The organism is Verrucosispora sp. ts21 (assembly GCF_002879555.1).
In the GTDB taxonomy this organism is placed as follows: Bacteria; Actinomycetota; Actinomycetes; order Mycobacteriales; family Micromonosporaceae; genus Micromonospora; species Micromonospora gifhornensis.
Genome location: NZ_PNOZ01000038.1, coordinates 13,610 through 37,378, shown reverse-complemented (window position 1 = coordinate 37,378; position 23,769 = coordinate 13,610). Strand labels below are relative to the sequence as shown.

The following is a 23,769-nucleotide window of genomic DNA, read 5'->3' as shown; positions in this document are numbered from 1 at the left end:
CGTCGTCCCGACACAACTGGTGGCGGCCCCGGCGCCGGTAGGCGCCGGGGCCTCAGGTGTTACCAGCGGTAGTGCGCGAAGGCCTTGTTGGACTCCGCCATCTTGTGGGTGTCCTCACGCCGCTTGACGGCGGCACCGAGGCCGTTGCTCGCGTCCAGCAGCTCGTTCATCAGCCGCTCGACCATGGTCTTCTCGCGGCGGGCGCGGGAGTAGGTGACCAGCCAGCGCAGCCCCAGCGTGGTCGCCCGGGCGGGACGGACCTCGACCGGAACCTGGTAGGTCGCGCCACCGACACGGCGGCTGCGGACCTCGAGGGTCGGCTTGACGTTGTCCATCGCGCGCTTGAGCGTGACGACCGGGTCGGTGCCGCTCTTCTCGCGGCAGCCCTCCAGGGCGGCGTAGACGATGCGCTCGGCGAGCTGACGCTTGCCGCGAAGCAGGATCTTGTTTACCAGCTGGGTGACCAGCGGCGAGTTGTACACCGGGTCAGCGACCAGCGGCTTACGCGGGGCAGGTCCCTTACGCGGCATGTCAGCTCTTCTCCTTCTTCGCGCCGTAACGGCTGCGCGCCTGCTTGCGGTTGCGGACACCCTGGGTGTCCAGCGAGCCGCGGACGATCTTGTAACGCACGCCGGGGAGGTCCTTCACACGGCCACCGCGGACGAGCACGATCGAGTGCTCCTGCAGGTTGTGCCCGACGCCCGGGATGTAGGCGGTCACCTCGACCTGGCTGCTGAGCTTGACACGAGCAACCTTGCGCAGCGCCGAGTTCGGCTTCTTCGGGGTGGTGGTGTACACACGGGTGCACACGCCGCGCCGCTGAGGGGAACCCTTCAGCGCCGGGGTCTTGGTCTTGGTGGTCTTCGCCTGGCGGCCCTTTCGGACCAGCTGTTGGATCGTGGGCACCGGGTTTCTCCGCTCCCTTCGGCCGCTTTCGCGACCGCGCCGTCTGCCGTAGCCGACCTGATGACCGGCTCTCCTACATTCCGACCAGGGCCACCTCGCGGAGGTCCCGGCACCCGCGGTCGGGCGTGTCGCCCGATCACGGTCCCGGTTCCGCACGCTTGTGAGCGCAGCCCCGGGGGTCTGTCACCGGCACACGCGACCGTGCGCCGGATCTTTGGCTCATTCGTGGCGCCTTCCGGAAACCGGAGGCCGGATCCAGCGCACGCACGATTTGCCCGGGCTGGCCCGGGCACAAGGGGAAAGAGTACCTACCACAGCCGCGCAGGTCAAAACGGGAGACCTGCCGAACTTCTCACCGCTCGGCAACCGGCTCCGTCGCTCCACCCGCCCGTGATGGGCACCTACAGATACAAGTGTACCGGCTCCACCGGAAACCACCCGCCGAGCCCCCGAGCCGAGGCCAGCAGTCTGACGCGCGGCAACAGCCGCTTCTGATCAGGCATCTTGCTCAGGCCAGCGTCAGCAGGAGGGCCAGGCCCACGCCGAGCAGGCTCAACAGCAACCCGACGCCGCCGCAGCTGATCCCGGCGATGGCGAGACCACGGCCGGTGAACCGCACCGCCGGCGCCGGCGTCGGCCGCCGGATCTGCCGGACGCCCAGCAGGCCCGCCACCAGGGCACCGGCCCCGGTGAGGCCGCCGAGGGTGGCGAAGGACCCGGCCGCCCAGACACCGTTCAGCCCGCCTCCCACCGAACCCACACAGATGACCAGGAACGACACCAGAATGGAGATGATGCCGGCGATCAGAGAGCCGACCGCCAGGCCCGAAGTGACCGGCGGCACATCCAGGTGCACCATGGCGAACGGGGTGCCCGGTACCGGCTCCACCCGACTCGGCGGTCGGGGCCGCTCCTGCGGCGGCGGGACCCGGCCACCACCGCCGTGCCCCGGGCCGGAACCCCATCCGCCGGGTACGCCCACACCCGGCCCACCCACCGGCCCGGACGGACCGGGTCCGAACGGCGGCGCGGACGGTACGGGTCCGAACGGCGGCGCGGACGGTACGGGTCCGAACGGGGCAGAGGGTGGAGATCCGAACGACGGCCCGGAGGGAACGGACCCGAACGGCGGCGCGGAGGGTACGGGTCCGTTCGGGGTCGGTGGAGACGGCGGGTGCCCGGCGGAGAGGTCTGCCCCGGTCGGTCCCGGTGATGCCCAGCTACCCGGTTCCGGTGCACCGGCCTCCGAGCGCCCGGCGGTGGGCTGAGCGGGTTCGCCGCTCTCGGGACGCGCCGGTTCCGTCACGGGAATCCTCCTCATCGGCCGCGTCCGCCGCCGTGCGGCGGACACCGTCAGGCTACCGTCGCCGGTCAGCCCACCGGCCTGCGGCGCGAGAGCGGTCTCAGTCCATGTTCGGCGCGAAGTCGTGCCCGTAGGGTGCCTCGGCGAGCCGGATCACGCCGATCACCAACGCGACGACCACACTCACCGCGACCAGCCCCAGGCCCGTCCAAGCCAGGGTCTCCCCCCGCCGCAGCCAGGCCGCGCCGGTCAGAAAACCCCCTGAGGCGTACGCCTCGCGGCGCGCCTGCCGCGCCAACTGGAGCGCCACCGTGGCCGGCACCACTCCCCCGATGAACAGGCCGGTCAGCGCACCCATCAGTCCGAGCGCGAAGACGGCCCGCGCCTTCGTGGCCCGGACCGGGTCCGGGTCGAGCGGGTGCCGGGGCGGGCCGGGCGGTGAAGCGACCGGCATCGGTCCGGCGGCGGTCGTCATGCCTCCATCATGCCCCGCCCTCGGCGGATCGGTAGGAGCATGACCGCCGCCACCGACGACGAGGCCCCCGGCGGGTTGCCGGGGGCCTCGTCGTCAGAGCGAACAACTCAGCGGTACGACCCGAAGTCGAAGTCGTCGAGCGGAACCGCCTGGCCGCTGGCCGGCCCGAAGCCGTAGTCGGTCTCCGGGTAGCCGGTCATCGAGTAGACCTTGGCCTTCGCCTCCTCGGTCGGCTCGACCCGGACGTTGCGGTACTTGCTGATGCCGGTACCGGCCGGGATGAGCTTACCGATGATCACGTTCTCCTTGAGACCGATCAGCGAGTCGCTGCGGGCGTGGATCGCCGCGTCGGTCAGCACCCGGGTGGTCTCCTGGAAGGAGGCCGCCGAGAGCCAGGAGTCGGTGGCCAGCGAGGCCTTGGTGATACCCATCAGCACCGGACGACCGGCGGCGGGCTCGCCACCCTCGCCGACGAGTCGGCGGTTCTCCGACTCGAACAGCGCCCGGTCGACGAGCACACCCGGCAGGAACTCGGTCGAGCCGGAGTCGATGACCGTCACCCGCTTGAGCATCTGGCGAATGATGATCTCGATGTGCTTGTCGTGGATGAGCACACCCTGCGAGCGGTAGACCTCCTGGACCTCCTGGGTCAGGTGGACCTGGACCGCCCGCGGGCCGAGGATGCGCAGCAGCTCGTGCGGGTCGATGGTGCCCTCGGTGAGCTTCTCGCCGACCTCGACGTGGTCGCCGTCGTGCGCCCGCAGCCGGACCCGCTTCGAGATCTTGTCGTACACGATCTCGTCGCTGCCGTCGTCCGGGATGACGACGATCTTGCGCGACCGCTCGCCGTCCTCGATCCGGATCCGGCCGGGGGTGTCGGCGATCGGCGCCTTACCCTTCGGGATCCGGGCCTCGAAGATCTCCTGGACACGGGGCAGACCCTGGGTGATGTCCTCACCCGCGACACCACCGGTGTGGAAGGTACGCATCGTCAGCTGCGTACCCGGCTCACCGATCGACTGGGCGGCGATGATGCCGACCGCCTCGCCGACGTCCACGATCTTGCCGGTCGGCAGCGAACGGCCGTAGCACGCACCGCAGACGCCCAGCTTCGACTCGCAGGTGAGCACGCTGCGCACCCGGATGGTCTCCACCCCGGCGGCGACGATCTTGTCGACCAGGATCGAGTTGATGTCCACGCCCCGCTCGGCGACGACGGTGCCGTCCGGACCCTTGATGTCGTCGGCCAGGGTACGGGCGTGCACGCTGGTCTCCGCGTGCTCGTGCACCACGAGCCGGCCGTCGAGCTGCTGACCGATCTGCATCGGGATGGCCCGGTCGGTGCCGCAGTCCTCCTCGCGGATGATGACGTCCTGCGAGACGTCCACCAGACGACGGGTCAGGTAACCCGAGTCGGCGGTACGCAGGGCGGTGTCCGCGAGACCCTTACGGGCACCGTGCGTGGAGATGAAGTACTCCAGCACGGACAGACCTTCCCGGTAGCTGGCCTTGATCGGCCGCGGGATGATCTCACCCTTCGGGTTGGCCACCAGACCACGGATCGCCGCGATCTGCCGGAGCTGGAGCAGGTTACCGCGAGCACCCGAGTTGATCATCTTCCACAGCGGGTTCTCCTGCGGCAGCGCGGTGTCCATCTCCTTGGCGACCTCGTTGGTCGCCTTGGTCCAGATCTCGATGAGTTCGCCGCGACGCTCCTCGGCGGTCATCAGACCACGCTGGTACTGCTTGTCGATCCGGTCGGCTTCCTTCTCGTACTTCTCCAGGATCTCCCGCTTGCGCGGCGGAGCGATGACGTCCTCCATGCCGATGGTCACACCGGACCAGGTGGCCCAGTGGAAACCGGCCTCCTTGAGCCCGTCGAGGGTGGCCGCCAGGGCCACCTTCGGGAACCGCTCGGCGAGGTCGTTGACGATCGCGGAGAGCTGACCCTTGCGGATCTCGTAGTTCACGTACCGGTAGCCCTGCGGCAGGGTCTCGTTGAACAGCACCCGGCCGAGCGTGGTCTCCACGGTCAACGGCTCACCCGGGGTCCAGTCCTCGGGCGCGGTCCACGGCTGCCCGCCGGCACCGTTGTCGACCTCGACCACACCCCGCAGCCGGATCTTGACCGGTGCCTGCAGGTGCAGCTCGCCGTTGTCGTACGCCATCCGCGCCTCGGCGTCCGAGCTGAACGCCCGGCCCTCGCCACGCTCACCGGTGGTGAGGTGGGTCAGGTGGTACAGGCCGATGACCATGTCCTGGGTGGGCATGGTGACCGGCTTGCCGTCGGCCGGCTTGAGGATGTTGTTCGACGACAGCATCAGGATCCGCGCCTCGGCCTGGGCCTCGGCGGACAGCGGCACGTGCACCGCCATCTGGTCACCGTCGAAGTCGGCGTTGAACGCGGTGCAGACCAGCGGGTGGATCTGGATGGCCTTGCCCTCGACCAGCTGCGGCTCGAAGGCCTGGATGCCCAGTCGGTGCAGGGTCGGCGCCCGGTTGAGCAGCACCGGGTGCTCGCCGATGACCTCTTCCAGCACGTCCCACACGACCGGCCGCTGCCGCTCGACCATCCGCTTGGCGGACTTGATGTTCTGCGCGTGGTTGAGGTCGACCAGCCGCTTCATCACGAACGGCTTGAACAGCTCCAGCGCCATCTGCTTGGGCAGACCGCACTGGTGCAGCTTGAGCTTCGGGCCGACCACGATGACCGAACGGCCGGAGTAGTCGACGCGCTTGCCCAGCAGGTTCTGGCGGAACCGGCCCTGCTTGCCCTTGAGCATGTCGGACAGCGACTTCAGCGGACGGTTACCCGGGCCGGTGACCGGCCGGCCCCGACGGCCGTTGTCGAACAGCGCGTCGACGGCCTCCTGGAGCATCCGCTTCTCGTTGTTGACGATGATCTCGGGCGCGCCGAGGTCGATCAGCCGCTTGAGCCGGTTGTTCCGGTTGATCACCCGGCGGTAGAGGTCGTTCAGGTCGCTGGTCGCGAACCGGCCACCGTCGAGCTGCACCATCGGACGCAGGTCCGGCGGGATCACCGGTACGCAGTCCAGCACCATGCCGAGCGGCGAGTTGCGGGTGTTCTGGAACGCCGCCACGACCTTCAGCCGCTTGAGCGCCCGGATCTTCCGCTGGCCCTTGCCGGTGCGGATGGTCTCGCGCAGGCTCTCCGCCTCGGCGTCGAGGTCCATGTTCTGCACCAGGGCCTTGATCGCCTCGGCACCCATGCCGCCGGTGAAGTACTCACCGAACCGGTCGCGCAGCTCACGGTAGAGCAGCTCGTCGGTGACCAGCTGCTTCGAGTCCAGCTTGCGGAAGGTGTCCAGCACCTCGTCCAGGCGGTCGATCTCGCGCTGGGCCCGGTCGCGGATCTGGCGCATCTCGCGCTCTCCGCCCTCCTTGACCTTGCGCCGGACGTCCGCCTTCGCGCCCTCGGCCTCCAGCTCGGCCAGGTCGGCCTCGAGCTTGGCGGCCCGCTTCTCGATCTCCGAGTCGCGGCTGTTCTCCGACTGCCGCTTCTCGGCCAGGATCTCGTTCTCGATGGTCGAGAGGTCACGGTGACGCGCTTCGGCGTCCACGCTCGTCACGACGTACGAGGCGAAGTAAATGATCTTTTCGAGGTCCTTCGGAGCGAGGTCCAGCAGGTAGCCCAGCCGGCTCGGCACGCCCTTGAAGTACCAGATGTGGGTCACCGGAGCGGCCAGCTCGATGTGGCCCATCCGCTCACGGCGGACCTTCGAGCGGGTCACCTCGACGCCGCAGCGCTCACAGATGATGCCCTTGAAGCGGACCCGCTTGTACTTGCCGCAGTAGCACTCCCAGTCCCGCTGCGGACCGAAGATCTTCTCGCAGAAGAGCCCGTCCTTCTCCGGCTTGAGGGTGCGGTAGTTGATCGTCTCGGGCTTCTTGACCTCGCCGTGCGACCACTGACGGATGTCGTCCGCGGTCGCCAGCCCAATTCGCAACTCGTCGAAAAAGTTGACGTCGAGCACGTTCAATTCCCTCACACGTCGCTTGTTGCGTCAGCAGCTCACCGGGTTTGTTTCGGAGCGGAGCGACCCTCGCACGGTCAACCTGCCCGCCTGGAGTGGGTCGCCCCGCTCCGAAACCCCAACGTCACACTTCCTCGACCGAGCTCGGCTCGCGCCGGGAAAGGTCGATGCCCAGTTCCTCCGCAGCCCGGAAGACCTCGTCGTCGGTCTCGCGCATCTCCAGGGCCACGCCGTCGCTGGAGAGCACCTCAACATTGAGGCACAGCGACTGCAGCTCCTTGAGCAGCACCTTGAACGACTCCGGGATGCCCGGCTCGGGGATGTTCTCGCCCTTGACGATGGCCTCGTAGACCTTCACCCGGCCGAGGACGTCGTCGGACTTGATCGTCAACAGCTCCTGCAGGGCGTACGCGGCTCCGTACGCCTGCATTGCCCAGCACTCCATCTCACCGAAGCGCTGGCCGCCGAACTGCGCCTTACCACCCAGCGGCTGCTGCGTGATCATCGAGTACGGGCCGGTCGACCGAGCGTGGATCTTGTCATCGACCAGGTGGTTGAGCTTCAGGATGTAGATGTAGCCGACGGCGATCGGGTCGGGCAGCGGCTCGCCGGAGCGGCCGTCGTACAGCTGCGCCTTGCCGGTGGCCCCGATCAGCTGCTTGCCGTCCCGGTTGGGCAGGGTCGACGCGAGCAGACCGGAGATCTCCTCCTCGCGGGCACCGTCGAAGACCGGAGTGGCCACGTTGGTGTCCGGCTCCGAGGTGTCCGCGCCGATGCTCTGCAGCTGACGCTTCCACTCGGCGTCGTCGCCCTCGACCTTCCAACCGGTCTTGGCCACCCAGCCCAGGTGGGTCTCCAGCACCTGACCGATGTTCATTCGGCTCGGCACACCCAGCGGGTTGAGCACGATGTCGACCGGGGTGCCGTCCTCCAGGAACGGCATGTCCTCGACCGGCAGGATCTTGGAGATGACGCCCTTGTTGCCGTGCCGGCCAGCGAGCTTGTCACCGTCCTGGATCTTCCGCTTCTGGGCGACGTAGACCCGGACCAGCTCGTTGACGCCCGGCGGCAACTCGTCGCCGTCCTCGCGGGAGAAGGTACGCACGCCGATGACCGTGCCGGTCTCGCCGTGCGGCACCTTCAGCGAGGTGTCGCGGACCTCGCGCGCCTTCTCACCGAAGATCGCGCGGAGCAGTCGCTCCTCCGGGGTCAGCTCGGTCTCACCCTTGGGAGTGACCTTGCCGACCAGGATGTCGCCGGGGACGACCTCGGCACCGATCCGGATGATGCCGCGCTCGTCGAGGTCGGCGAGCATTTCCTCGCTGACGTTCGGGATGTCGCGGGTGATCTCCTCCGGGCCGAGCTTGGTGTCCCGGGCGTCGACCTCGTGCTCCTCGATGTGGATCGAGGTGAGCACGTCCTGCTGCACGAGGCGCTGCGACAGGATGATCGCGTCCTCGTAGTTGTGGCCCTCCCAGCACATGAACGCCACCAGCAGGTTGCGTCCGAGCGCCATCTCGCCCTCGTCGGTGCACGGACCGTCGGCGATGACCTGGCCGGCCTCGACGCGGTCGCCCTCGAAGACCACCGGCTTCTGGTTGACGCAGGAGCCGGCGTTGGAGCGGCGGAACTTGTGCAGCAGGTACGTCCGGCGGTGACCGTCGTCCTGGTGAACGGTGATGTAGTCGGCGCAGAGGTCCTCGACCACGCCACCGACCTCGGCCACCACCACGTCACCGGCGTCGACCGCGGCACGGTACTCCATGCCCGTGCCGACGAGCGGGGACTCGGCCTTGACCAGCGGCACCGCCTGGCGCTGCATGTTCGCGCCCATCAGGGCCCGGTTGGCGTCGTCGTGCTCGAGGAACGGGATCATCGCGGTCGCGACCGAGGTCATCTGCCGCGGCGACACGTCCATGTAGTCCACGGCGCCCGGCGCGACGTCCTCGGTCTCGCCGCCCTTACGACGGACCAGGACGCGGTCCTCGGCGAACGTGCCGTCGGCCCGCAGCGGCGCGTTGGCCTGCGCCTTGACGAACCGGTCCTCCTCGTCCGCGGTCAGGTAGTCGATCTGGTCGGTGACCCGACCGTCGATGACCTTCCGGTACGGCGTCTCGATGAAGCCGAACGGGTTGACCCGGGCGAAGGTGGACAGCGCGCCGATCAGGCCGATGTTCGGGCCTTCCGGCGTCTCGATCGGGCACATCCGGCCGTAGTGGGACGGGTGCACGTCGCGGACCTCGAAGCCGGCCCGCTCCCGGGACAGACCACCCGGGCCGAGCGCGCTCAGCCGGCGCCGGTGGGTCAGGCCCGCCAGCGGGTTGGTCTGGTCCATGAACTGGGACAGCTGCGAGGTGCCGAAGAACTCCCGGATCGCGGCCACCACCGGGCGGATGTTGATCAGGGTCTGCGGCGTGATCGCCTCGACGTCCTGAGTCGTCATCCGCTCGCGGACGACCCGCTCCATCCGGGACAGGCCGACCCGAACCTGGTTCTGGATCAGCTCGCCCACGGTACGCAGCCGCCGGTTGCCGAAGTGGTCGATGTCGTCGGCCTCGTAGCCCTCCTCACCGGCGTGCAGCCGGCAGAGGTACTCCACGGTGGCGACGATGTCGTCCTCGGTGAGCGTGCCGGTGGTGATCGGCACGTCCAGCTCGAGCTTCTTGTTGAACTTGTACCGACCGACCTTGGCGACGTCGTACCTCTTCGGGTTGAAGAAGAGGTTGTCGAGCAGGGTCTGGGCGTTCTCGCGGGTCGGCGGCTCGCCAGGGCGCAGCTTCCGGTAGATGTCGAGTAGCGCCTCGTCCTGGCCGGCGATGTGATCCTTCTCGAGCGTGGTCATCATCAGCTCGGACCAGCCGAACTTCTCACGAATCCGCTCGGCGGACCACCCGATGGCCTTCAGCAGCACCGTGACGGCCTGCCGACGCTTGCGGTCGATGCGGACACCGACCGTGTCGCGCTTGTCGATGTCGAACTCCAGCCAGGCACCCCGACTCGGGATGACCTTCACGCTGGAGAGGTCGCGGTCGGAGGTCTTGTCCGGCTGCTTGTCGAAGTAGACGCCCGGCGAACGGACGAGCTGGCTGACCACCACACGCTCGGTGCCGTTGATGATGAAGGTGCCCTTCGGCGTCATCATCGGGAAGTCACCCATGAACACCGTCTGGCTCTTGATCTCGCCGGTGGTGTTGTTGGTGAACTCCGCGGTCACGAACAGTGGCGCGCAGTAGGTGAGGTCCTTCTCCTTGCACTCCTCGATCGAGGCCTTGACCTCGTCGAAGCGCGGAGCCGAGAAGGAAAGCGACATGGTGCCGGAAAAGTCCTCAATGGGACTGATCTCGTCGAGGATTTCCGCGAGACCCGAGCGTGCGTGCGGGTCGTCCGCCGACCGGCCCTGCCAAGCCTCGTTGCCGACGAGCCAGTCGAAGGACTCGTTCTGAATGGCGAGGAGGTTGGGGACCTCGAGGTGTTCGGTGATCCGACCGAAGGAAACTCGGCGGGGAGCGAATGCGCTCGACGTACGACTGGTCTTCGCAGGGCGGGAAGCTGCCAAGATGCGTCCTTCCGAGGACCGGTGCTGCAGAACGGCTGGTACGCGTGCACTCCAATGACCCCACCAGAAAACATCCATAACCGGACATTTCCGAGCAGGGGTCAAGTCGGAAGGCAGCGCAAACTAGCAGTGTAGCCGAGAGGCTAACCGCTGTCCAGCCCATCCCGCAGGACGTTGCGGATCTGGCCACGGGACCCTGTGAACCGGGTCGTACCGGGCCGCTCGGAACGCAACGTTCCCGCCGGGCCGCTCGGGTGTCGGCGGCAGTGGTGCTGCCGTGATCTACCCACGCGGTGGCCGTCGCAAGCGCGGAAGGTCTTGCTGATGTCAGCGTGCCTGTCAGCCCATGGTTGCGTCAAGGGCCGAGATTGCCATCCGCTGTTCTTTCCCTACCGACCGGAGGCCCGCCTGACGCGTCCAAAGCTCCCACCGCCGGTTCCACGCCTGCTCATGCCCACTGTGCCCGCATCCACCTGCACTGCGGGCGGCGATCCGTCAGATCGGATCGCCGCCCGCCGCGACATGGTGTGCCCCGGCTCACGTGAGCGGGGGCGGCCAGGTGGAGCTCAGGTCACTTGAGGGTGACCTTGGCGCCCTCACCCTCCAGCTTGGCCTTGGCCTTGTCCGCGGTCTCCTTGTTGACCTTCTCCAGGACGGCCTTGGGGGCCGACTCGACCAGGTCCTTGGCCTCCTTGAGGCCCAGGCCGGTCAGCTCACGCACGACCTTGATGACCTGGATCTTCTTGCCACCGTCGGCGTCGAGGACGACGTCGAACTCGTCCTTCTCCGGCTCGGCCTCGGCAGCGGCGCCACCGCCGGCCGGACCCGCCATCATCATCGCGGCCGGAGCGGCGGCGGTGACCTCGAAGGTCTCCTCGAACTGCTTCACGAACTCGGAGAGCTCGATCAGCGTCATCTCCTTGAACGCGTCGAGCAGCTCTTCGGTGCTGAGCTTCGCCATGTCTGGCGTCCTTTCCTAAAGGTTTAACTAAGAACGTGGGTGCGCCGTACGGCCTCAGGCCGCCTCGGCGCCTTCCTTCTCGCGCTTGTCCTGCAGGGCAGCCGCCAGACGGGCGGTCTTCGACAACGGGGCCTGGAACAGGGCCGCAGCCTTGCTCAGGTTGCCCTTCATCGCGCCGGCCAGCTTGGCCAGCAGCACCTCACGGGACTCCAGGTCGGCGAGCTTCGTGACCTCGGCCGCGGAAATGGCCTTGCCCTCGAAGACACCGCCCTTGATGACGAGCTTCGGGTTGGCCTTCGCGAAGTCGCGAAGCCCCTTCGCCGCCTCGACGACGTCGCCCGAAACGAAAGTCAGCGCGGTAGGACCGGTGAACAGCTCATCGAGGCCGGAGATGCCCGCGTCCGCCGCGGCACGCTTGGCCAGCGTGTTCTTGGCAACCGTGTAGCTGGTCTCCTGACCGAGCGAGCGCCGCAGCTGGGTGAGCTGGGAAACCGTCAGGCCGCGGTACTCGGTCAGCACGGTGGCACCCGCGCTGCGGAAGCTTTCGGTCAGCTCAGCAACAGCCGTGGCCTTGTCGGCCCGGATCGGCTTGTCCGCCATGTCCCTCCTCTCTCGTTGCTCGAGGCTGGTCGCCAGCACAGGCGGGTGCCTGCGACTGGAGCGAGGGCGTCGCGACAACAGAAAAGCCCCGGCGCAGGGCGCACGGGGCGAGATGGGCAACGCTCACCGCAGTCGGCGGACCACGGGATGCTGCCGATGTTCGCTTACCGCCCTGCGCGGGTCGCCCGTCTTCGCGGAACCTTCGACCGTGCCGGGGCACGGTGACCAGCGGTCTCTGGGTGGAACTTCACGCCTAGGCTACGCCCTGCCCCCGGTAGCCACCAAATCGCCCCCGCAGTGCGCTCCCTCACCACACCGGCGAGGTCAGGCACGCCGACGACGTGACTGGGCGTACCCGGCCAGCAGCATCGCCGCCCAGACCAACGCCCAGCCGGTCAGCAGCACCCCGGTCACCGGCGGGATCGGCCCGGTCAGTGCGCGGGCGGTGGGCAGCAACGGTGGTGCGAGCCACCCCAGCGCCGGACCGGAGATGCCGAGCACCAACGCGAGGACCACGCCGAGGGCGAGCACCGCGACGCCGTACCCCGCGCTGCGGGTGATCGCCCGGCTGGCCAACGCGCCGAGCGCCACGGCGGCGGGCAGGGCGAGCAGGTGCGCCCAGAGGCCGAGTGCCAGTCCGACGACGATCGGCCGGTCACCCGGCCCGGTCGGGGTGGCCACCCCACCGACCAGCCAGGGCACCGCCAGCGCGACCACGATCAGGGCCAGACCGGCCGTCAGCGCCGCCAGCAGACCGGCCGCCCGTTCCCGGGCCGGACCGACCGCGACCAGCGACAGCCTCCGCTGCACATCCGGCTCCGCGTTCAGCAGGATCTTGGTCTGCCAGGCCAGGACCGGGAAGAGCACGACCGCCGACACCCCGTATGCCTCCGCCGGCTCGGCGCGGCCGCCGCCGTAGAGGATGCCCAGTGCCAACAGGCCCGCCAGGACCGGTGCCAGCGCCCGCCCGGTACGCAGGAAACCCGAGAGCCGGAAGCGGACGAGCGCGATCATGAGCTCTCCTCGACGGCCGCGCCGGACACGAGCCGGGTCACCGGCGGCGGAGCGTCGTGACCGCGTACGCGCAGGACGTGATGGCCCTCGGCGCGCAGCCGGTGTACGGCGTCGGCGACCCGTGCGGCCGGGATGGCCAGCTCCACCACGACCATGGCCCGCTCGCCGGTCGGCACCCGCTCGGTCACCGTCTGGTCGGCGACGGTCCACTCCCGTGCACCCGGCAGTCGGGCCGTCTCGCCGCGATGGTCGCTGACCAGCACACGGCCTCCCGCGGCCAGGACTTCGCCGACCACCTCCGGGACCAGCTCGCGAGCTGCCGCGTCGAGCCCTTCCCAGGGCTCGTCCAGCACGAGCAGGCCCGGCGGACGCAGCAACGCCTGGGCCAGACCGACCTTCTGGGCGGTGCCCTTGGACAGCTGTGGCAGCCGGACGCACTGGAACGGACCAAGGCCGAGTCGTTCGACCCAGCCGCGTACCGCTTTGTCGGCCTCGATCCGGGAAAGGCCGCGCATCCGCGCTGCGGCGGTGAGATAGCCCTGGACGGTGAACGGTTGGCCGGCGGGAAAGCGTTCCGGCACCCAGCCCACCACGGCTGGTCGACCGTCCACCCGGCCCCGCGCCGGCGGCAGGATCCCCGCGGCGAGTTGGAGCAGAGTCGACTTGCCGGCACCGTTACGCCCGAGCACCACCGCGGCCTCGCCGGGGGCGATCTCGACCGTCACCGAACGCAGCACCCACGGACCGCCCCGGCGGTATCGCAGCCAGACGTCCTCCAGTCGCATCAGGCGAGTTTGCCACTCCGGTAGCGGCGAAGGGGCCCCGCCACGACGTGGCGGGGCCCCTTCCGGGCGCTCGTGCTCAGCTGTCGGCCGAGCCTTCCTGCAGGTTCTTCACCACGTTCGGGTCGACCGGGACACCCGGGCCCATGGTGGTGGTCAGGGTGACCTTCTTGAGGTACTTGCCCTTCGCCGCGGACGGCTTGGCCCGCAGCACCTCGTCCAGCACGGCCGCATAGTTGTCGACCAGCTGGGCCTCGCTGAAGGAGGCCTTGCCGATGATCAGGTGCAGGTTCGAGTGCTTGTCCACCCGGAAGGTGATCTTGCCGCCCTTGATGTCGGTCACCGCCTTGGTGACGTCCATGGTCACCGTGCCGGTCTTCGGGTTCGGCATCAGGCCGCGCGGGCCCAGGATCCGCGCGATCCGGCCGATCTTGGCCATCTGGTCCGGCGTGGCGATGGCCGCGTCGAAGTCCAGCCAACCACCCTGAATCCGAGCGACCAGCTCGTCGGTGCCCACCTCGTCGGCACCGGCGGCGACGGCCTCCTCGGCCTTCGCGCCGGCGGCGAAGACGATCACGCGGGCGGTCTTACCGGTGCCGTGCGGCAGGTTGACCGTGCCGCGGACCATCTGGTCCGCCTTGCGGGGGTCGACGCCGAGGCGCATGGCGACCTCGACCGTGGCGTCGAACTTGGTGGCGGTGGTCTCCTTGGCCAGCTTCACGGCCTCGGCGGGGGTGTAGAGCTTCGACCGGTCGATGACGTCGGCGGCCTTGCGGTAGCTCTTGCTGCGCTGCATGTTCTGTTTACTCCTGTGGTCTCTGGCGGGCCGCGATGCTCGCGCGCCCTCCCACGATCCGTACGGGTCTGTGGTGGCCGAGGTCAGTCGGTGACGTCGAGGCCCATCGACCGGGCGGTGCCGGCGATGATCTTCTCAGCCTGGTCGAGGTCGTTGGCGTTGAGGTCGGCCATCTTCTTCTCGGCGATCTCCCGCACCTGGGCGCGGGACACCGTGCCGACCTTCTCCTTGTGCGGAACGCCCGAGCCCTTCTGCACACCGGCGGCCTTGATCAGCAGCCGGGCGGCGGGCGGGGTCTTCAGCACGAAGGTGAAGGATCGGTCCTCGTACACGCTGATCTCGGCGGGGACGATGTCGCCCCGCTGCGACTCGGTCTGCGCGTTGTACGACTTGCAGAACTCCATGATGTTCACGCCGTGCTGACCGAGCGCGGGACCGACCGGCGGCGCCGGAGTGGCCTGGCCCGCCGGCAGCTGAAGCGTGAACGTCTTGACGAGCTTCTTCTTCGGAGGCATGTCTCTTCCTGGGGCTTGGAACTGGGAATGGTTCGCACCGACACCACCACCGGGGCGCGCACGGTCAGCGCGGGAGGGTAGCAGCGACGTTCTAGGGTAGCGCAGGCCGGGACCGGCGCACCCACGGAGGTTGACCGGCCGGGCGAAGCGGACAGAAAACGACCGCTGGCAACGGCCCGAAAGCCGCCACCAGCGGTCGTTGAATCAGATCTTGGCGACCTGGTTGAAGTTCAGCTCCACCGGCGTCTCGCGGCCGAAGATCGACACCAGCACCTTGAGCTTCTGCTGGTCGGCGTTGATCTCGCTGATCGTGGCCGGCAGCGAGGCGAAGGCACCGTCGGTGACCGTGACCGAGTCGCCGACCTCGAAGTCGAGGACCTTGATCTCCGGCTTGGCCTTCTTCTGCTCGGTCTCCACCGCCGGTGCCAGCCACTTCAGCACCTCGTCGAGGCTCAGCGGCGCCGGGCGGTCGGCCCGGTCCGTGGCCCCCACGAAGCCGGTGACCCCGGGGGTGTTGCGTACGCAGGAGTACGACTCGGCGGTCAACTCCATCCGGACAAGGATGTAGCCGGGGAAGACCTTGGCCTGCACCTGGGACCGCTTGCCGTTCTTGACCTCGACCTCTTCCCGGGTCGGCACCTCGACCTGGTAGATGTAGTCCTCCATGTCGAGGGACGTGATCCGGGTTTCGAGGTTGGTCTTGACCTTGTTCTCGTAACCGGCGTACGAGTGCACCACGTACCAGTCGCCGGGCGCGTAGCGCAGCTTCTGGCGCAGCTCGGCGACCGGGTCGTAGTCCTCCTCGGGCGCGGGCTCGGTCATCGCGAACTCCGGCTCGCTGGCGGCCTCGACCGACTCGTCGCCAGCCGCCGTCGCCACCGTGGACTGCTCGTCCGGGGTCTCGGCGGTCTCGTCGTACTCAGGCACGCTCGCTCACTTCCGTCACTATCGGCACAGTCAGCCGGTCAGCTGGGGTTGCCGAAAACCCACAGCACGCCCTTCGCAAAAGCGAAGTCAAGGAGGGCGACGATCGCCAGCATCACCGAGACGAACGCGATAACCACGCCCGTGTAGGTCAGCAACTCCTTGCGGGTCGGCCAGATGACCTTACGCAGTTCCGCCACGACCTCGCGGATGAAACGCGCGACGCGGCCGAACAGGCCCACCTTCTCGCCATCGGCACGCGTCTTCGACCGGCTGTCGGCGGATTCCGCCTTCGCTCGCTCCCGGGTGGCGGTGCCGCCCCGGGTTACCGGCTCGTCCGCGTCGGTGGCGTCGTCGTCGGCGCCGTCACTGACGACCTCGTCGTTCAGGCGGTCGTCGTCGGCGTCCTCGCCGCGCCGCTTGTTGTCGGCCACTTCGCCCTCCGTCGCGGGATATCGGGGTCGCACGCGGTTCGCGTACGCGGCGTTTGGTCACGCCAGCCGGACCCAACCGTCCCGGGACGGGCCGCGGCCGGCGGATCAGCCGGAAGGCCCGATGCCTCGGAACCTCCCCGCCGATGCCACCACCACGGGCCGGGCGCCACCTTTCGGTGGCGCGACCCACGGAACGGTCAGGCCTGAGGCGCAGGGGTGACAGGACTTGAACCTGCAGCCTGCGGTTTTGGAGACCGCTGCTCTGCCAATTGAGCTACACCCCTATGCGGCAACGCTCATCCCACCAGGTCACACGACCAGGCAGGAGTCACTTGCCCCACGGCGGACCAGTGTACGGGTACGGACCCGAGTTTCCCAACCGGTCTGGCCATCGCGCCCTGCGGTGCAGGTCAGCCCGCTGTTCGTACGGTGGCACGCGCCATCGACAGCACCTTGTCCCCCTGACAGGTGGCGGTGATGTCGAGCCTGGTCAGACCGTCCTCGGTCACCTCGCGGACCACCGCGGTCACCACGATCTCGGTGCCGGAATCGTCGTCGGGAACCACCACCGGCCGGGTGAACCGGACCCCGTAGTCGACGACCGCGTCGGGCGCGCCGGCCCAGGTGGTGACCGCGCGACCGACCAGCGCCATGGTGAACATGCCGTGGGCGATCACCCCGGGCAGGCCGACCTTGGTGGCCAACCGGTCGCTCCAGTGGATCGTGTTGAAGTCGCCCGAGGCGCCCGCGTAGCGGATCAGGTCCGCCCGGGTCACCCGGAACGTCTGGGTGGACAGTTCCATCTCAGGCCTCCCCGCGTACGACGAGCTTCATCCAGGCGGTGACCACCGGCTCGCCGGCGGTCGTGGTGACCTCGGTCCGGCTGGTCACGAAGACGTGCCCCCCGCGGCCGGTGATCTCCTCGATGGCGTTGACACAGACCAGCTCGTCGCCGGCCACCACCGGACGGGTGTACGCGAACCGCTGGTCGCCGTGGACGACCCGGGTGTAGTCGATGGCGAGGTCCGGGTCCTCGATCATCTGCTGGTTGGCAGCCATGGTGAGCACGATCGGGAAGGTCGGTGGCGCGACCACGTCCGGGTGGCCCAGCGCACGGGCGGCTTCCGGGTCGTGGTAGGCGGCATCGGTGGCCCCGATCGCGCGCGCGAACTCACGGATCTTTTCGCGGCCCACCTGATAGGGGGCGGTCGGCGGATAGGTCCGGCCGACGAAGGACTGGTCCAGGGACATGCCGCCGAACCTACACGCAGAACAAGATCGCCGATCCACGCGGGCTGGGAGCGGCAGAAAGCCGCGCCCGCCGCGTGAACCGGCGATCGTGATGGTTCAGAAGAGTGCCGGGCGAGGCCCGGCGACGCTCAGCGCGTCTCGCGGTGAACGGTGTGCCGACCGTCCCGGGGGCAGAACTTCTTCAGCTCGATGCGGTCCGGGTCGTTACGGCGGTTCTTGCGCGTGATGTAGTTGCGCTCCTTGCACTCCACACACGCCAAAGTGATCTTCGGCCGGACATCGGTCGCCTTCGCCACGGCGGAGTGCCTTCCTCGCTAACGGATACAACTACGGCGTCAAAGCCTACGCGCCGCCGGAGCGGACACGCAAAGCGGGCGCCTGTGGCGCCCGTCCCACTGACCACCGGGTTCACCCCGGCGGCGGAGAGTAGCGGTGGCCGGACTTGAACCGGCGACACAGCGATTATGAGCCGCTTGCTCTGCCATCTGAGCTACACCGCCGTGGTGGGCCCAGCCGGACCCTCTGAGCCCCCTTACGGAATCGAACCGTAGACCTTCTCCTTACCATGGAGACGCTCTGCCGACTGAGCTAAGGGGGCCTGCGCGATCACTCGGTGGCCGCGCAGAGGTAAGAGTACACGGCCATCCCCTGCTGGTGAAATCGGATCCCCGGTGCCGGCGTACGCCCAGCTCAGGGCACTGCGCGCAGGCGCGGAAGCTCGCGGCTGGAGATCGACTCGGGGTCGACCTGGGCACCGAACCAGGCCTCCAACCGCTCGTACGGCAGGGGCCGGCTGAACAGGAATCCCTGCCCGATCTCGCAGCCGATGTCCTGGAGCAGCTCCAGGGTCAGCTCGCTCTCCACCCCTTCGGCCACCACGGTCAGCCCGAACTGCTGGGAGAGGGTGACCACGGCGTTGACGATGGCCAGGTCCCCCGGGTCGGTCGCCATGCCCTGCACGAAGGAGCGGTCCACCTTCACCTCGTGCACCGGGAGCCGGCGCAGGTGGGCCAGCGACGAGCTGCCGGTGCCGAAGTCGTCCACCGACAGCCGTACGCCCAGATCACGCAGTCGACGCAGGCTCGGGATCGGCCGGTCGGTGCCGTCGAGGACCCCGGCCTCCTCGATCTCCAGCGTCAGCAACTGCGGCGGGATGTCGTACTCCGCCAGGAGGTCCCGGACCTGCTCGGGAAAATGTTCGTCGTTGAGCGTACGCGCGGACAGATTGACCGCGACGGCGAGCGACTGGCCGCCGTGCGCCCAGTCGCGGCTGTGCCGCAGCCCCTCCCGAAGCACGAACTCGGTGAGCCGACCGAGCTGGCCGGTGTGCTCGGCGACCGCGACGAAGTCCGCCGGGGCGACCGTGCCGTGCGTCGGATGCTCCCAGCGGGCCAGGCACTCCACCCCGACCAGCCGGCGGTCCCGCAGCGTCACCTTGGGCTGGTAGTAGATCTCCAGCTCACCGTTGTCGAGGGCGCTGCGCAGGTCGCCGGCGAGCCCGAGGCGGCGCAGCGAACGCGACTCCAGCGCCGGGTTGTACAGCTGCACGCTGCCCGGCACCGACTTCGCGGCGGTCGCCGCCACATCGACCCGTTGCAGCAGGGTCGCCGGGTCACTGCCATGATCCGGGTGTACGACGACCCCGACGGCGGTGTCCACATCGAGGGTGAGCGCGTCGAAGACCATCTCGTCGCGAATCTGCTCGCGGAGCTGGCCGGCCAGCTCCACCGCTGCTTCGGCGCTCTCCAGTCGCAGGGTCACCAGGAACTCGTCGCCACCGGCCCGACCGACCAGGGCGGCCGACGGCACGCAGCCGCGCAGCCGGTTGGCGACCTCGGTCAGCACCTTGTCTCCGGCGGCATGCCCCAGCGACTCGTTCACCTGGCGCAGCCGATCCACGTCGAACAGCAGCAGCGCGACGACCTCGCCGGGGGCCCGGATCCGGACCGCCTCGGCGAGCGCGCCGAGGATCCGACGCCGGTTGGGCAGCTTGGTGAGCCCGTCGTGGTACGCGTCGTGGCGCAACCGGTCGACCAGCCGGGAGTTCTCCAGTGCGACCGCGGCGTGGGCGCTGACCGTCTGGAGGACCGGCACGTCCGCCGGGCGGAACGAGTTGACGTCGCCGAGGCGGTTCGCCACCTCAAGCGTGCCGATGACCGCCTTGCCCGACCGCAGCGGTACCACGATCACGTCCTTGGCCACCCGCCCCAACGACTCCCGCAACTCCGGGTCGGCGCCGAACCGGCTGCCCACCGACACCGTCGACTGGCGGGTCACTGCCGCGTCCCGCAGCGCCTGCGGGGTGAGCGCCGAGTCGAGCAGACCGGACTTGCCCTCCTGGGCGGTGAGCAGCACCTCCGGGTGCCGCCCCTGGGCGGGCAGCCACAGCGTCGCGTACTCGGCCTGCATGAGACTGCGGATGCGGACCAGCAGGGCGTCGATGAGGTTGCCGTCCGACCCGCTCTCGGTGATCGCCTTGGTCAGCTCGTACATCTCCGTCAGCGTGCGGTGCTGCCGGATGACCTGTGTGTACGTGTCGTAGACGAGCGCGAACGCCACGGCGAGACCGGCGAAGAGGAAAACCGCCCACGGCGTGCTCTCCAGGCCGATGATGATCAGGATGCCGACGGAGAGGTTGATCGCCACGGTGAGCGACATCGGCGGAACCGCCCGGATCAACTCCCGGCCGGACTGCCAGCCCTGCACGACGGAGATCACCGCGACCACCGCGACGAACCCGACAAGGGCGTGCGTAGCGATCGCCGCGAGCAGCAACCCCCAGGTGGCGGGCCCGGCACCCACCGGAGTCGGCAGGACCGTGTAGACCATCGTCGCCAGGGCGGTCGCCGCCGCAGCGAGGGCCACGTTGAACCAGAGCTTCGGCGGCAACAGCTTGCGGCGCACCTGCACCACGAGCGTGGCCACGGTGTACGCCAGCACCACCGACAGCGGGGGCAGCACGAAGAGCGCGACGACGAGCGGAATTTCGGTGAACGTGGTGCCGAGCGCCTGCCGACGCACCACCACGTTGATGGTGGGGATGGCGGCAATGATCATCGCCACCGTGAGCAGCAGCGTGAGCAGCCAGTCACCCAGCGCAGGCCGAACGGTCAAGCCCAGCAGGAGTGAGAAGAGGACAGCACAGAGGGCGAGCGGAGCCGTGATCAGCCAGGCCCGTTCGGTACGTCCGCGAGAAGAGCCAGACCTCGACGGCGTCATGGCTCTCCTCGGGACGTGGGGTGCTGGAGGTGTAGAGCCCGAGTCAGGACGGGACGCGCGTCAGCGCACCTGCGTGCCCAACACCGGCATCATCCATTCGATGCCGTGGGTCCGGACCTCGAACTCGCCGGCGACGCCGGCCGCGACCACCAGGCCGGAGACGAGCAGAAGGGAGCCGAGTAGCCGGCCCAGACGGTGAGCAGACATGAGCGCTCCTGGCGGGGTGACGAATGTGCGTAACAGGGCTCTCCGATGGTGCCACAGCCTGCGGGGCGGTGGAAAGCTCGCAAACCCGATGTTGGTCGGGTTGCCGCTTGACATCAGCTGCACGTGCACCGCCGCACCGCATCCGACCAGGTCAAAGCCCTCCGGACGACGGCTAGCCGGAAGAACACGCTATCCGCACATACACCACTTAGGTGGCTTAGCGGGTCTAGCGGACCAACCGCGCCACCCTGCCGCAGTGTCCTGAAACGCCGCCGAAAGCGCCCAGTCAACGCCCCCGACGACGGCCCCCCAGACCGCCGCCCGCACCACGACCAGAGTAGGCGCGACATACCAATTCAGTCACCCCCATGAATGGATGATTCAGCCAGTCAGTCCAGGACGACGGCCCCGAGACGGCCGCGAGATCTGCCTATGCCCAGCAAGGACCCCTCGCCCGACGGTCGAAGCCGGCCGCCGCAGTGAAGTGTCGGATCACGCACGCCACCGATCATGGTCGCCACCAACAGATACCCGCCATTGCGACTCGTCCAGCAAGTGCTGCCCCTCGTCCCGTTCGGGGTTCACAGCCATCGGACGAGGAACCTACGAGTGGATATGGCAACGAAAGCGACGAGTTGCGGCGCTGGCTTGAAGGCGCCCTCGCGGAACTCTCGCTGACCTACTACCCGACGGGCAGCCGAGAGGGCGAAGATGCGGCACTCCGCGTCATGGCCCGCCGACTGCTCGCGCAGACCATCGCGCCCCGCGACCTGACATCCTGGGCGTACCGATTCATCACCTGGGACGGCACTCCACTGGCAGCCGACCTGATCGCCCTCGACATCGCCTACGACTACGTCGACTCGGTCTACAACGGGCAGCCGTACACCAGCACAACGACCGCAGACCTCGACGAGGACGTCATCGCCGAAGCCCGCCGCCTCGCCGGCGACACCACAGCGCTGAGCAACTGAACGACACCTCCAACTACCGCGTCAGCCCAAGCCCCGGACTACCTGCCAACCCCGACCCGTCTCCCACAGACCCCGATCGCCCGCGCCCGACAGAGGTAGATCGACGAAAACGGCCCCCGATCAGCATCTCTGCTGGTCAGGGGCCGTTTCTGCACCTGGTGGCGGGTAGAGGATTCGAACCTCTGTAGCTTTCGCGACGGATTTACAGTCCGCTCCCATTGGCCGCTCGGGCAACCCGCCAGGGCACACCTCCGCACCGAGGTGCGGCGGCGGAAGCAAGGATAGCGGCTCCTCCCGGCTTCGGCGCAACCGGGTACCGTCAGGGGGTCGCACCCCTGGTCATCCAGGGGCAAACGATCACAAACAGCAGGAGTATGAGCATGGCAGCGAACCCGTCGTTCGACATCGTCAGCAAGGTTGACCGCCAGGAGGTCGACAACGCCCTTCGCCAGGCGGAGAAGGAGCTTGCGACGCGGTTCGACTTCCGGGGTACGGGTGCGGAGATCTCCTGGTCGGGCGAGGAGGCGATCAGCCTCCAGGCGGAGACCGAGGAGCGGGTACGGGCCGCGCTGGAGGTCTTCAAGGAGAAGCTGATCAAGCGGAACATCTCGCTGAAGTCGCTGGACGCCGGGGATCCTCGTCCGTCGGGCAAGATCTTCAAGATCGACGCCAAGGTGGTGCAGGGCATCGACCAGGAGAAGGCCAAGGCGATCAGCAAGAAGATCCGCGACGAGGGCCCCAAGGGCGTGCAGGCGCAGATCCAGGGCGACCAGTTGCGCGTGACAGGCAAGAAGAAGGACGACCTTCAGGCCGTCATCACCCTGCTCAAGGCGGAGGACTTTGGCGTCGCCCTTCAGTTCACCAACTACAGGTAGACCACCGTCCTAGCCGGTCGGCGGACCGGCTGCCCCTGTGGCCTCGGCAGGAGTCGTCGGCACTGGTCCCTACCTGACCGCTGACGGCCTGGTGACGGCTTGGTCGAGTCTGGTCCTGATGCCGTCACACCACGACGACCCATCCCACTGCCTGCCATCGACCCGCCTCCTGGGGAGCGGGCCGCCGCCCGGCCCGCCACCTCAAACGGCTCGTCCGAACGTGGGCGGGTCGGGCGGCGGTCTGCCCGGTCCGCCACCTGGCCGATGGCGGGCGGGAATGCTCCTGCGCAACCGCCGGGGACCGCGACGCCGGCCACGGGATGCGAGACGACCGGCAGCCTTCTCGGGTGGCGTGTCACTGCTCCCTCGGCAGGGTCGGGTGGTCGGTGGGATAAACGCCGATCGCGAACCCGTACATGGTCTCGCCGGATCTCGGCATCCGGTCGAACTCGTCGACCAGCTGCGCCATCCGGTCCCAGAACTGAGCGGCCTGCGCCTCCGAGATGCGCGCATGCCGGATGAAGCCCCAGAGCTTTCCCTGCTCGAACGCCTTCGCTGACTCGCGTGCAGCCACCTCGAAGTCGTTGAAGTCGCCAGGCATCTGTCCGCCGGCGGGCGATGACTCCGACGGGATGTAGAACATCCGCGCGGTGCGCCCGTAGAAGCGCTCCTCGACCGCCCGCACCTTTCGCGTACGCACCACCTGGAGCAGGCCGTTGCGGGTGAGCACGTCCACGTGGTGCGCGACCGTGCTCTTGGGGCGCTCGACCGCTGCCGCCAGCTCGGTCACGGTCGCGGCCCGCTCGTGGAGGAGGTGCAGGATCGATGTGCGGAGCGGATGGCCGATGGCCTTCACCTGGTCCGGGCTGGTCAGCGCGATCCGCTCGGCCAGGTCGTAGTCCGGGGGGTTGTCTGCCATAGCGGAACAGACTAGCGTCCCGGAACGTTCGAGAAATTTCGATCGTTCACAGGGGGTTCTACG

22 protein-coding genes and 4 tRNA genes are annotated in these 23,769 nt (G+C 68.5%); 2 read left to right on the top strand and 24 right to left on the bottom strand.

Annotation, left to right across the window (positions count from 1 at the left end; all coding sequences use genetic code 11):
- Nucleotides 1–59 precede the first annotated feature (59 nt).
- From rpsG to C1A38_RS31170, 22 genes are all read right to left on the bottom strand, one after another.
- Entirely contained in the window at nucleotides 60–530 is a 471-nt protein-coding gene (gene rpsG, locus C1A38_RS17660) for a 30S ribosomal protein S7 (RefSeq protein ID WP_013735957.1), read from the bottom strand.
- 1 nt (nucleotide 531) lies between these two features.
- On the bottom strand, nucleotides 532–906 hold the full coding sequence (gene rpsL / locus C1A38_RS17655; protein WP_013735958.1) for a 30S ribosomal protein S12: 375 nt from the start codon (nucleotides 904–906) through the stop codon (nucleotides 532–534).
- A 508-nt stretch (nucleotides 907–1,414) separates the two neighbouring features.
- Nucleotides 1,415–1,795, bottom strand: a complete 381-nt coding sequence (locus C1A38_RS17650) for a hypothetical protein (protein ID WP_102658907.1) — start codon at nucleotides 1,793–1,795, stop codon at nucleotides 1,415–1,417.
- A gap of 514 nt (nucleotides 1,796–2,309) precedes the next feature.
- Entirely contained in the window at nucleotides 2,310–2,684 is a 375-nt protein-coding gene (locus tag C1A38_RS17645) for a hypothetical protein (protein ID WP_102658906.1), read from the bottom strand.
- Nucleotides 2,685–2,791: 107 nt separating this feature from the next.
- Nucleotides 2,792–6,679: a DNA-directed RNA polymerase subunit beta' gene (locus C1A38_RS17640; protein ID WP_102658923.1), complete on the bottom strand. Its 3,888-nt coding sequence runs from the start codon at nucleotides 6,677–6,679 to the stop codon at nucleotides 2,792–2,794.
- Nucleotides 6,680–6,803: 124 nt separating this feature from the next.
- The gene (rpoB, locus tag C1A38_RS17635) at nucleotides 6,804–10,235 is read right to left on the bottom strand and encodes a DNA-directed RNA polymerase subunit beta (RefSeq protein WP_102658905.1); all 3,432 of its coding nucleotides are present in this window, start codon (nucleotides 10,233–10,235) and stop codon (nucleotides 6,804–6,806) included.
- A 571-nt stretch (nucleotides 10,236–10,806) separates the two neighbouring features.
- Complete coding sequence (rplL, locus tag C1A38_RS17630) at nucleotides 10,807–11,196, bottom strand: 50S ribosomal protein L7/L12 (RefSeq protein ID WP_102658904.1); 390 nt, start codon at nucleotides 11,194–11,196, stop codon at nucleotides 10,807–10,809.
- Nucleotides 11,197–11,250: 54 nt separating this feature from the next.
- Nucleotides 11,251–11,796 (bottom strand): 50S ribosomal protein L10, encoded by a 546-nt coding sequence (gene rplJ / locus C1A38_RS17625; RefSeq protein WP_102658903.1) that lies wholly within the window; start codon nucleotides 11,794–11,796, stop codon nucleotides 11,251–11,253.
- Nucleotides 11,797–12,120: 324 nt separating this feature from the next.
- Nucleotides 12,121–12,810 (bottom strand): hypothetical protein, encoded by a 690-nt coding sequence (locus tag C1A38_RS17620; RefSeq protein ID WP_102658902.1) that lies wholly within the window; start codon nucleotides 12,808–12,810, stop codon nucleotides 12,121–12,123.
- Complete coding sequence (locus tag C1A38_RS17615) at nucleotides 12,807–13,595, bottom strand: ABC transporter ATP-binding protein (RefSeq protein ID WP_102658901.1); 789 nt, start codon at nucleotides 13,593–13,595, stop codon at nucleotides 12,807–12,809. Before C1A38_RS17615 ends, C1A38_RS17620 begins: the two co-directional genes overlap by 4 nt.
- Before the next feature lie 76 nt (nucleotides 13,596–13,671).
- Nucleotides 13,672–14,388, bottom strand: a complete 717-nt coding sequence (rplA, locus tag C1A38_RS17610; protein WP_102658900.1) for a 50S ribosomal protein L1 — start codon at nucleotides 14,386–14,388, stop codon at nucleotides 13,672–13,674.
- 83 nt (nucleotides 14,389–14,471) lie between these two features.
- A complete protein-coding gene (rplK, locus tag C1A38_RS17605) occupies nucleotides 14,472–14,903 on the bottom strand; it encodes a 50S ribosomal protein L11 (protein WP_102658899.1) in 432 nt (143 codons plus the stop codon).
- Nucleotides 14,904–15,107: 204 nt separating this feature from the next.
- The gene (nusG, locus tag C1A38_RS17600; protein WP_102658898.1) at nucleotides 15,108–15,830 is read right to left on the bottom strand and encodes a transcription termination/antitermination protein NusG; all 723 of its coding nucleotides are present in this window, start codon (nucleotides 15,828–15,830) and stop codon (nucleotides 15,108–15,110) included.
- Between the two features lie 38 nt (nucleotides 15,831–15,868).
- Nucleotides 15,869–16,261, bottom strand: coding sequence for a preprotein translocase subunit SecE (gene secE, locus C1A38_RS17595; RefSeq protein WP_102658897.1), 393 nt, complete (start codon nucleotides 16,259–16,261; stop codon nucleotides 15,869–15,871).
- Nucleotides 16,262–16,472: 211 nt separating this feature from the next.
- Nucleotides 16,473–16,545: transfer RNA gene (locus C1A38_RS17590), tRNA-Trp, on the bottom strand.
- A gap of 126 nt (nucleotides 16,546–16,671) precedes the next feature.
- The gene (locus tag C1A38_RS17585; RefSeq protein WP_102658896.1) at nucleotides 16,672–17,064 is read right to left on the bottom strand and encodes a MaoC/PaaZ C-terminal domain-containing protein; all 393 of its coding nucleotides are present in this window, start codon (nucleotides 17,062–17,064) and stop codon (nucleotides 16,672–16,674) included.
- 1 nt (nucleotide 17,065) lies between these two features.
- The gene (locus tag C1A38_RS17580) at nucleotides 17,066–17,512 is read right to left on the bottom strand and encodes a MaoC family dehydratase N-terminal domain-containing protein (RefSeq protein ID WP_102658895.1); all 447 of its coding nucleotides are present in this window, start codon (nucleotides 17,510–17,512) and stop codon (nucleotides 17,066–17,068) included.
- Between the two features lie 128 nt (nucleotides 17,513–17,640).
- Complete coding sequence (gene rpmG, locus C1A38_RS17575) at nucleotides 17,641–17,808, bottom strand: 50S ribosomal protein L33 (RefSeq protein ID WP_007073056.1); 168 nt, start codon at nucleotides 17,806–17,808, stop codon at nucleotides 17,641–17,643.
- Nucleotides 17,809–17,939: 131 nt separating this feature from the next.
- Nucleotides 17,940–18,012: transfer RNA gene (locus C1A38_RS17570), tRNA-Met, on the bottom strand.
- A gap of 25 nt (nucleotides 18,013–18,037) precedes the next feature.
- Nucleotides 18,038–18,110, bottom strand: a tRNA-Thr gene (locus tag C1A38_RS17565).
- 92 nt (nucleotides 18,111–18,202) lie between these two features.
- Nucleotides 18,203–20,731 carry a putative bifunctional diguanylate cyclase/phosphodiesterase gene (locus C1A38_RS17560; protein WP_102658894.1) on the bottom strand — a complete coding sequence of 843 codons (2,529 nt, stop codon included), beginning with the start codon at nucleotides 20,729–20,731 and terminating at the stop codon, nucleotides 18,203–18,205.
- A 60-nt stretch (nucleotides 20,732–20,791) separates the two neighbouring features.
- Entirely contained in the window at nucleotides 20,792–20,938 is a 147-nt protein-coding gene (locus tag C1A38_RS31170) for a hypothetical protein (protein WP_158244909.1), read from the bottom strand.
- A gap of 728 nt (nucleotides 20,939–21,666) precedes the next feature.
- Here C1A38_RS31170 and C1A38_RS17555 point away from each other — a divergent pair.
- Nucleotides 21,667–21,912 (top strand): hypothetical protein, encoded by a 246-nt coding sequence (locus C1A38_RS17555; RefSeq protein WP_158244908.1) that lies wholly within the window; start codon nucleotides 21,667–21,669, stop codon nucleotides 21,910–21,912.
- A gap of 156 nt (nucleotides 21,913–22,068) precedes the next feature.
- Here the strand turns inward: C1A38_RS17555 and C1A38_RS17550 are convergent.
- Nucleotides 22,069–22,152: transfer RNA gene (locus C1A38_RS17550), tRNA-Tyr, on the bottom strand.
- Nucleotides 22,153–22,292: 140 nt separating this feature from the next.
- Between C1A38_RS17550 and C1A38_RS17545 the strand changes: the two genes are divergently transcribed.
- Nucleotides 22,293–22,787 carry a YajQ family cyclic di-GMP-binding protein gene (locus tag C1A38_RS17545; RefSeq protein WP_102658922.1) on the top strand — a complete coding sequence of 165 codons (495 nt, stop codon included), beginning with the start codon at nucleotides 22,293–22,295 and terminating at the stop codon, nucleotides 22,785–22,787.
- Between the two features lie 355 nt (nucleotides 22,788–23,142).
- On the opposite strand, the gene C1A38_RS17540 is transcribed toward C1A38_RS17545, so the two are convergent.
- Nucleotides 23,143–23,706, bottom strand: coding sequence for an ArsR/SmtB family transcription factor (locus C1A38_RS17540; protein ID WP_102658892.1), 564 nt, complete (start codon nucleotides 23,704–23,706; stop codon nucleotides 23,143–23,145).
- Nucleotides 23,707–23,769: the final 63 nt, after the last annotated feature.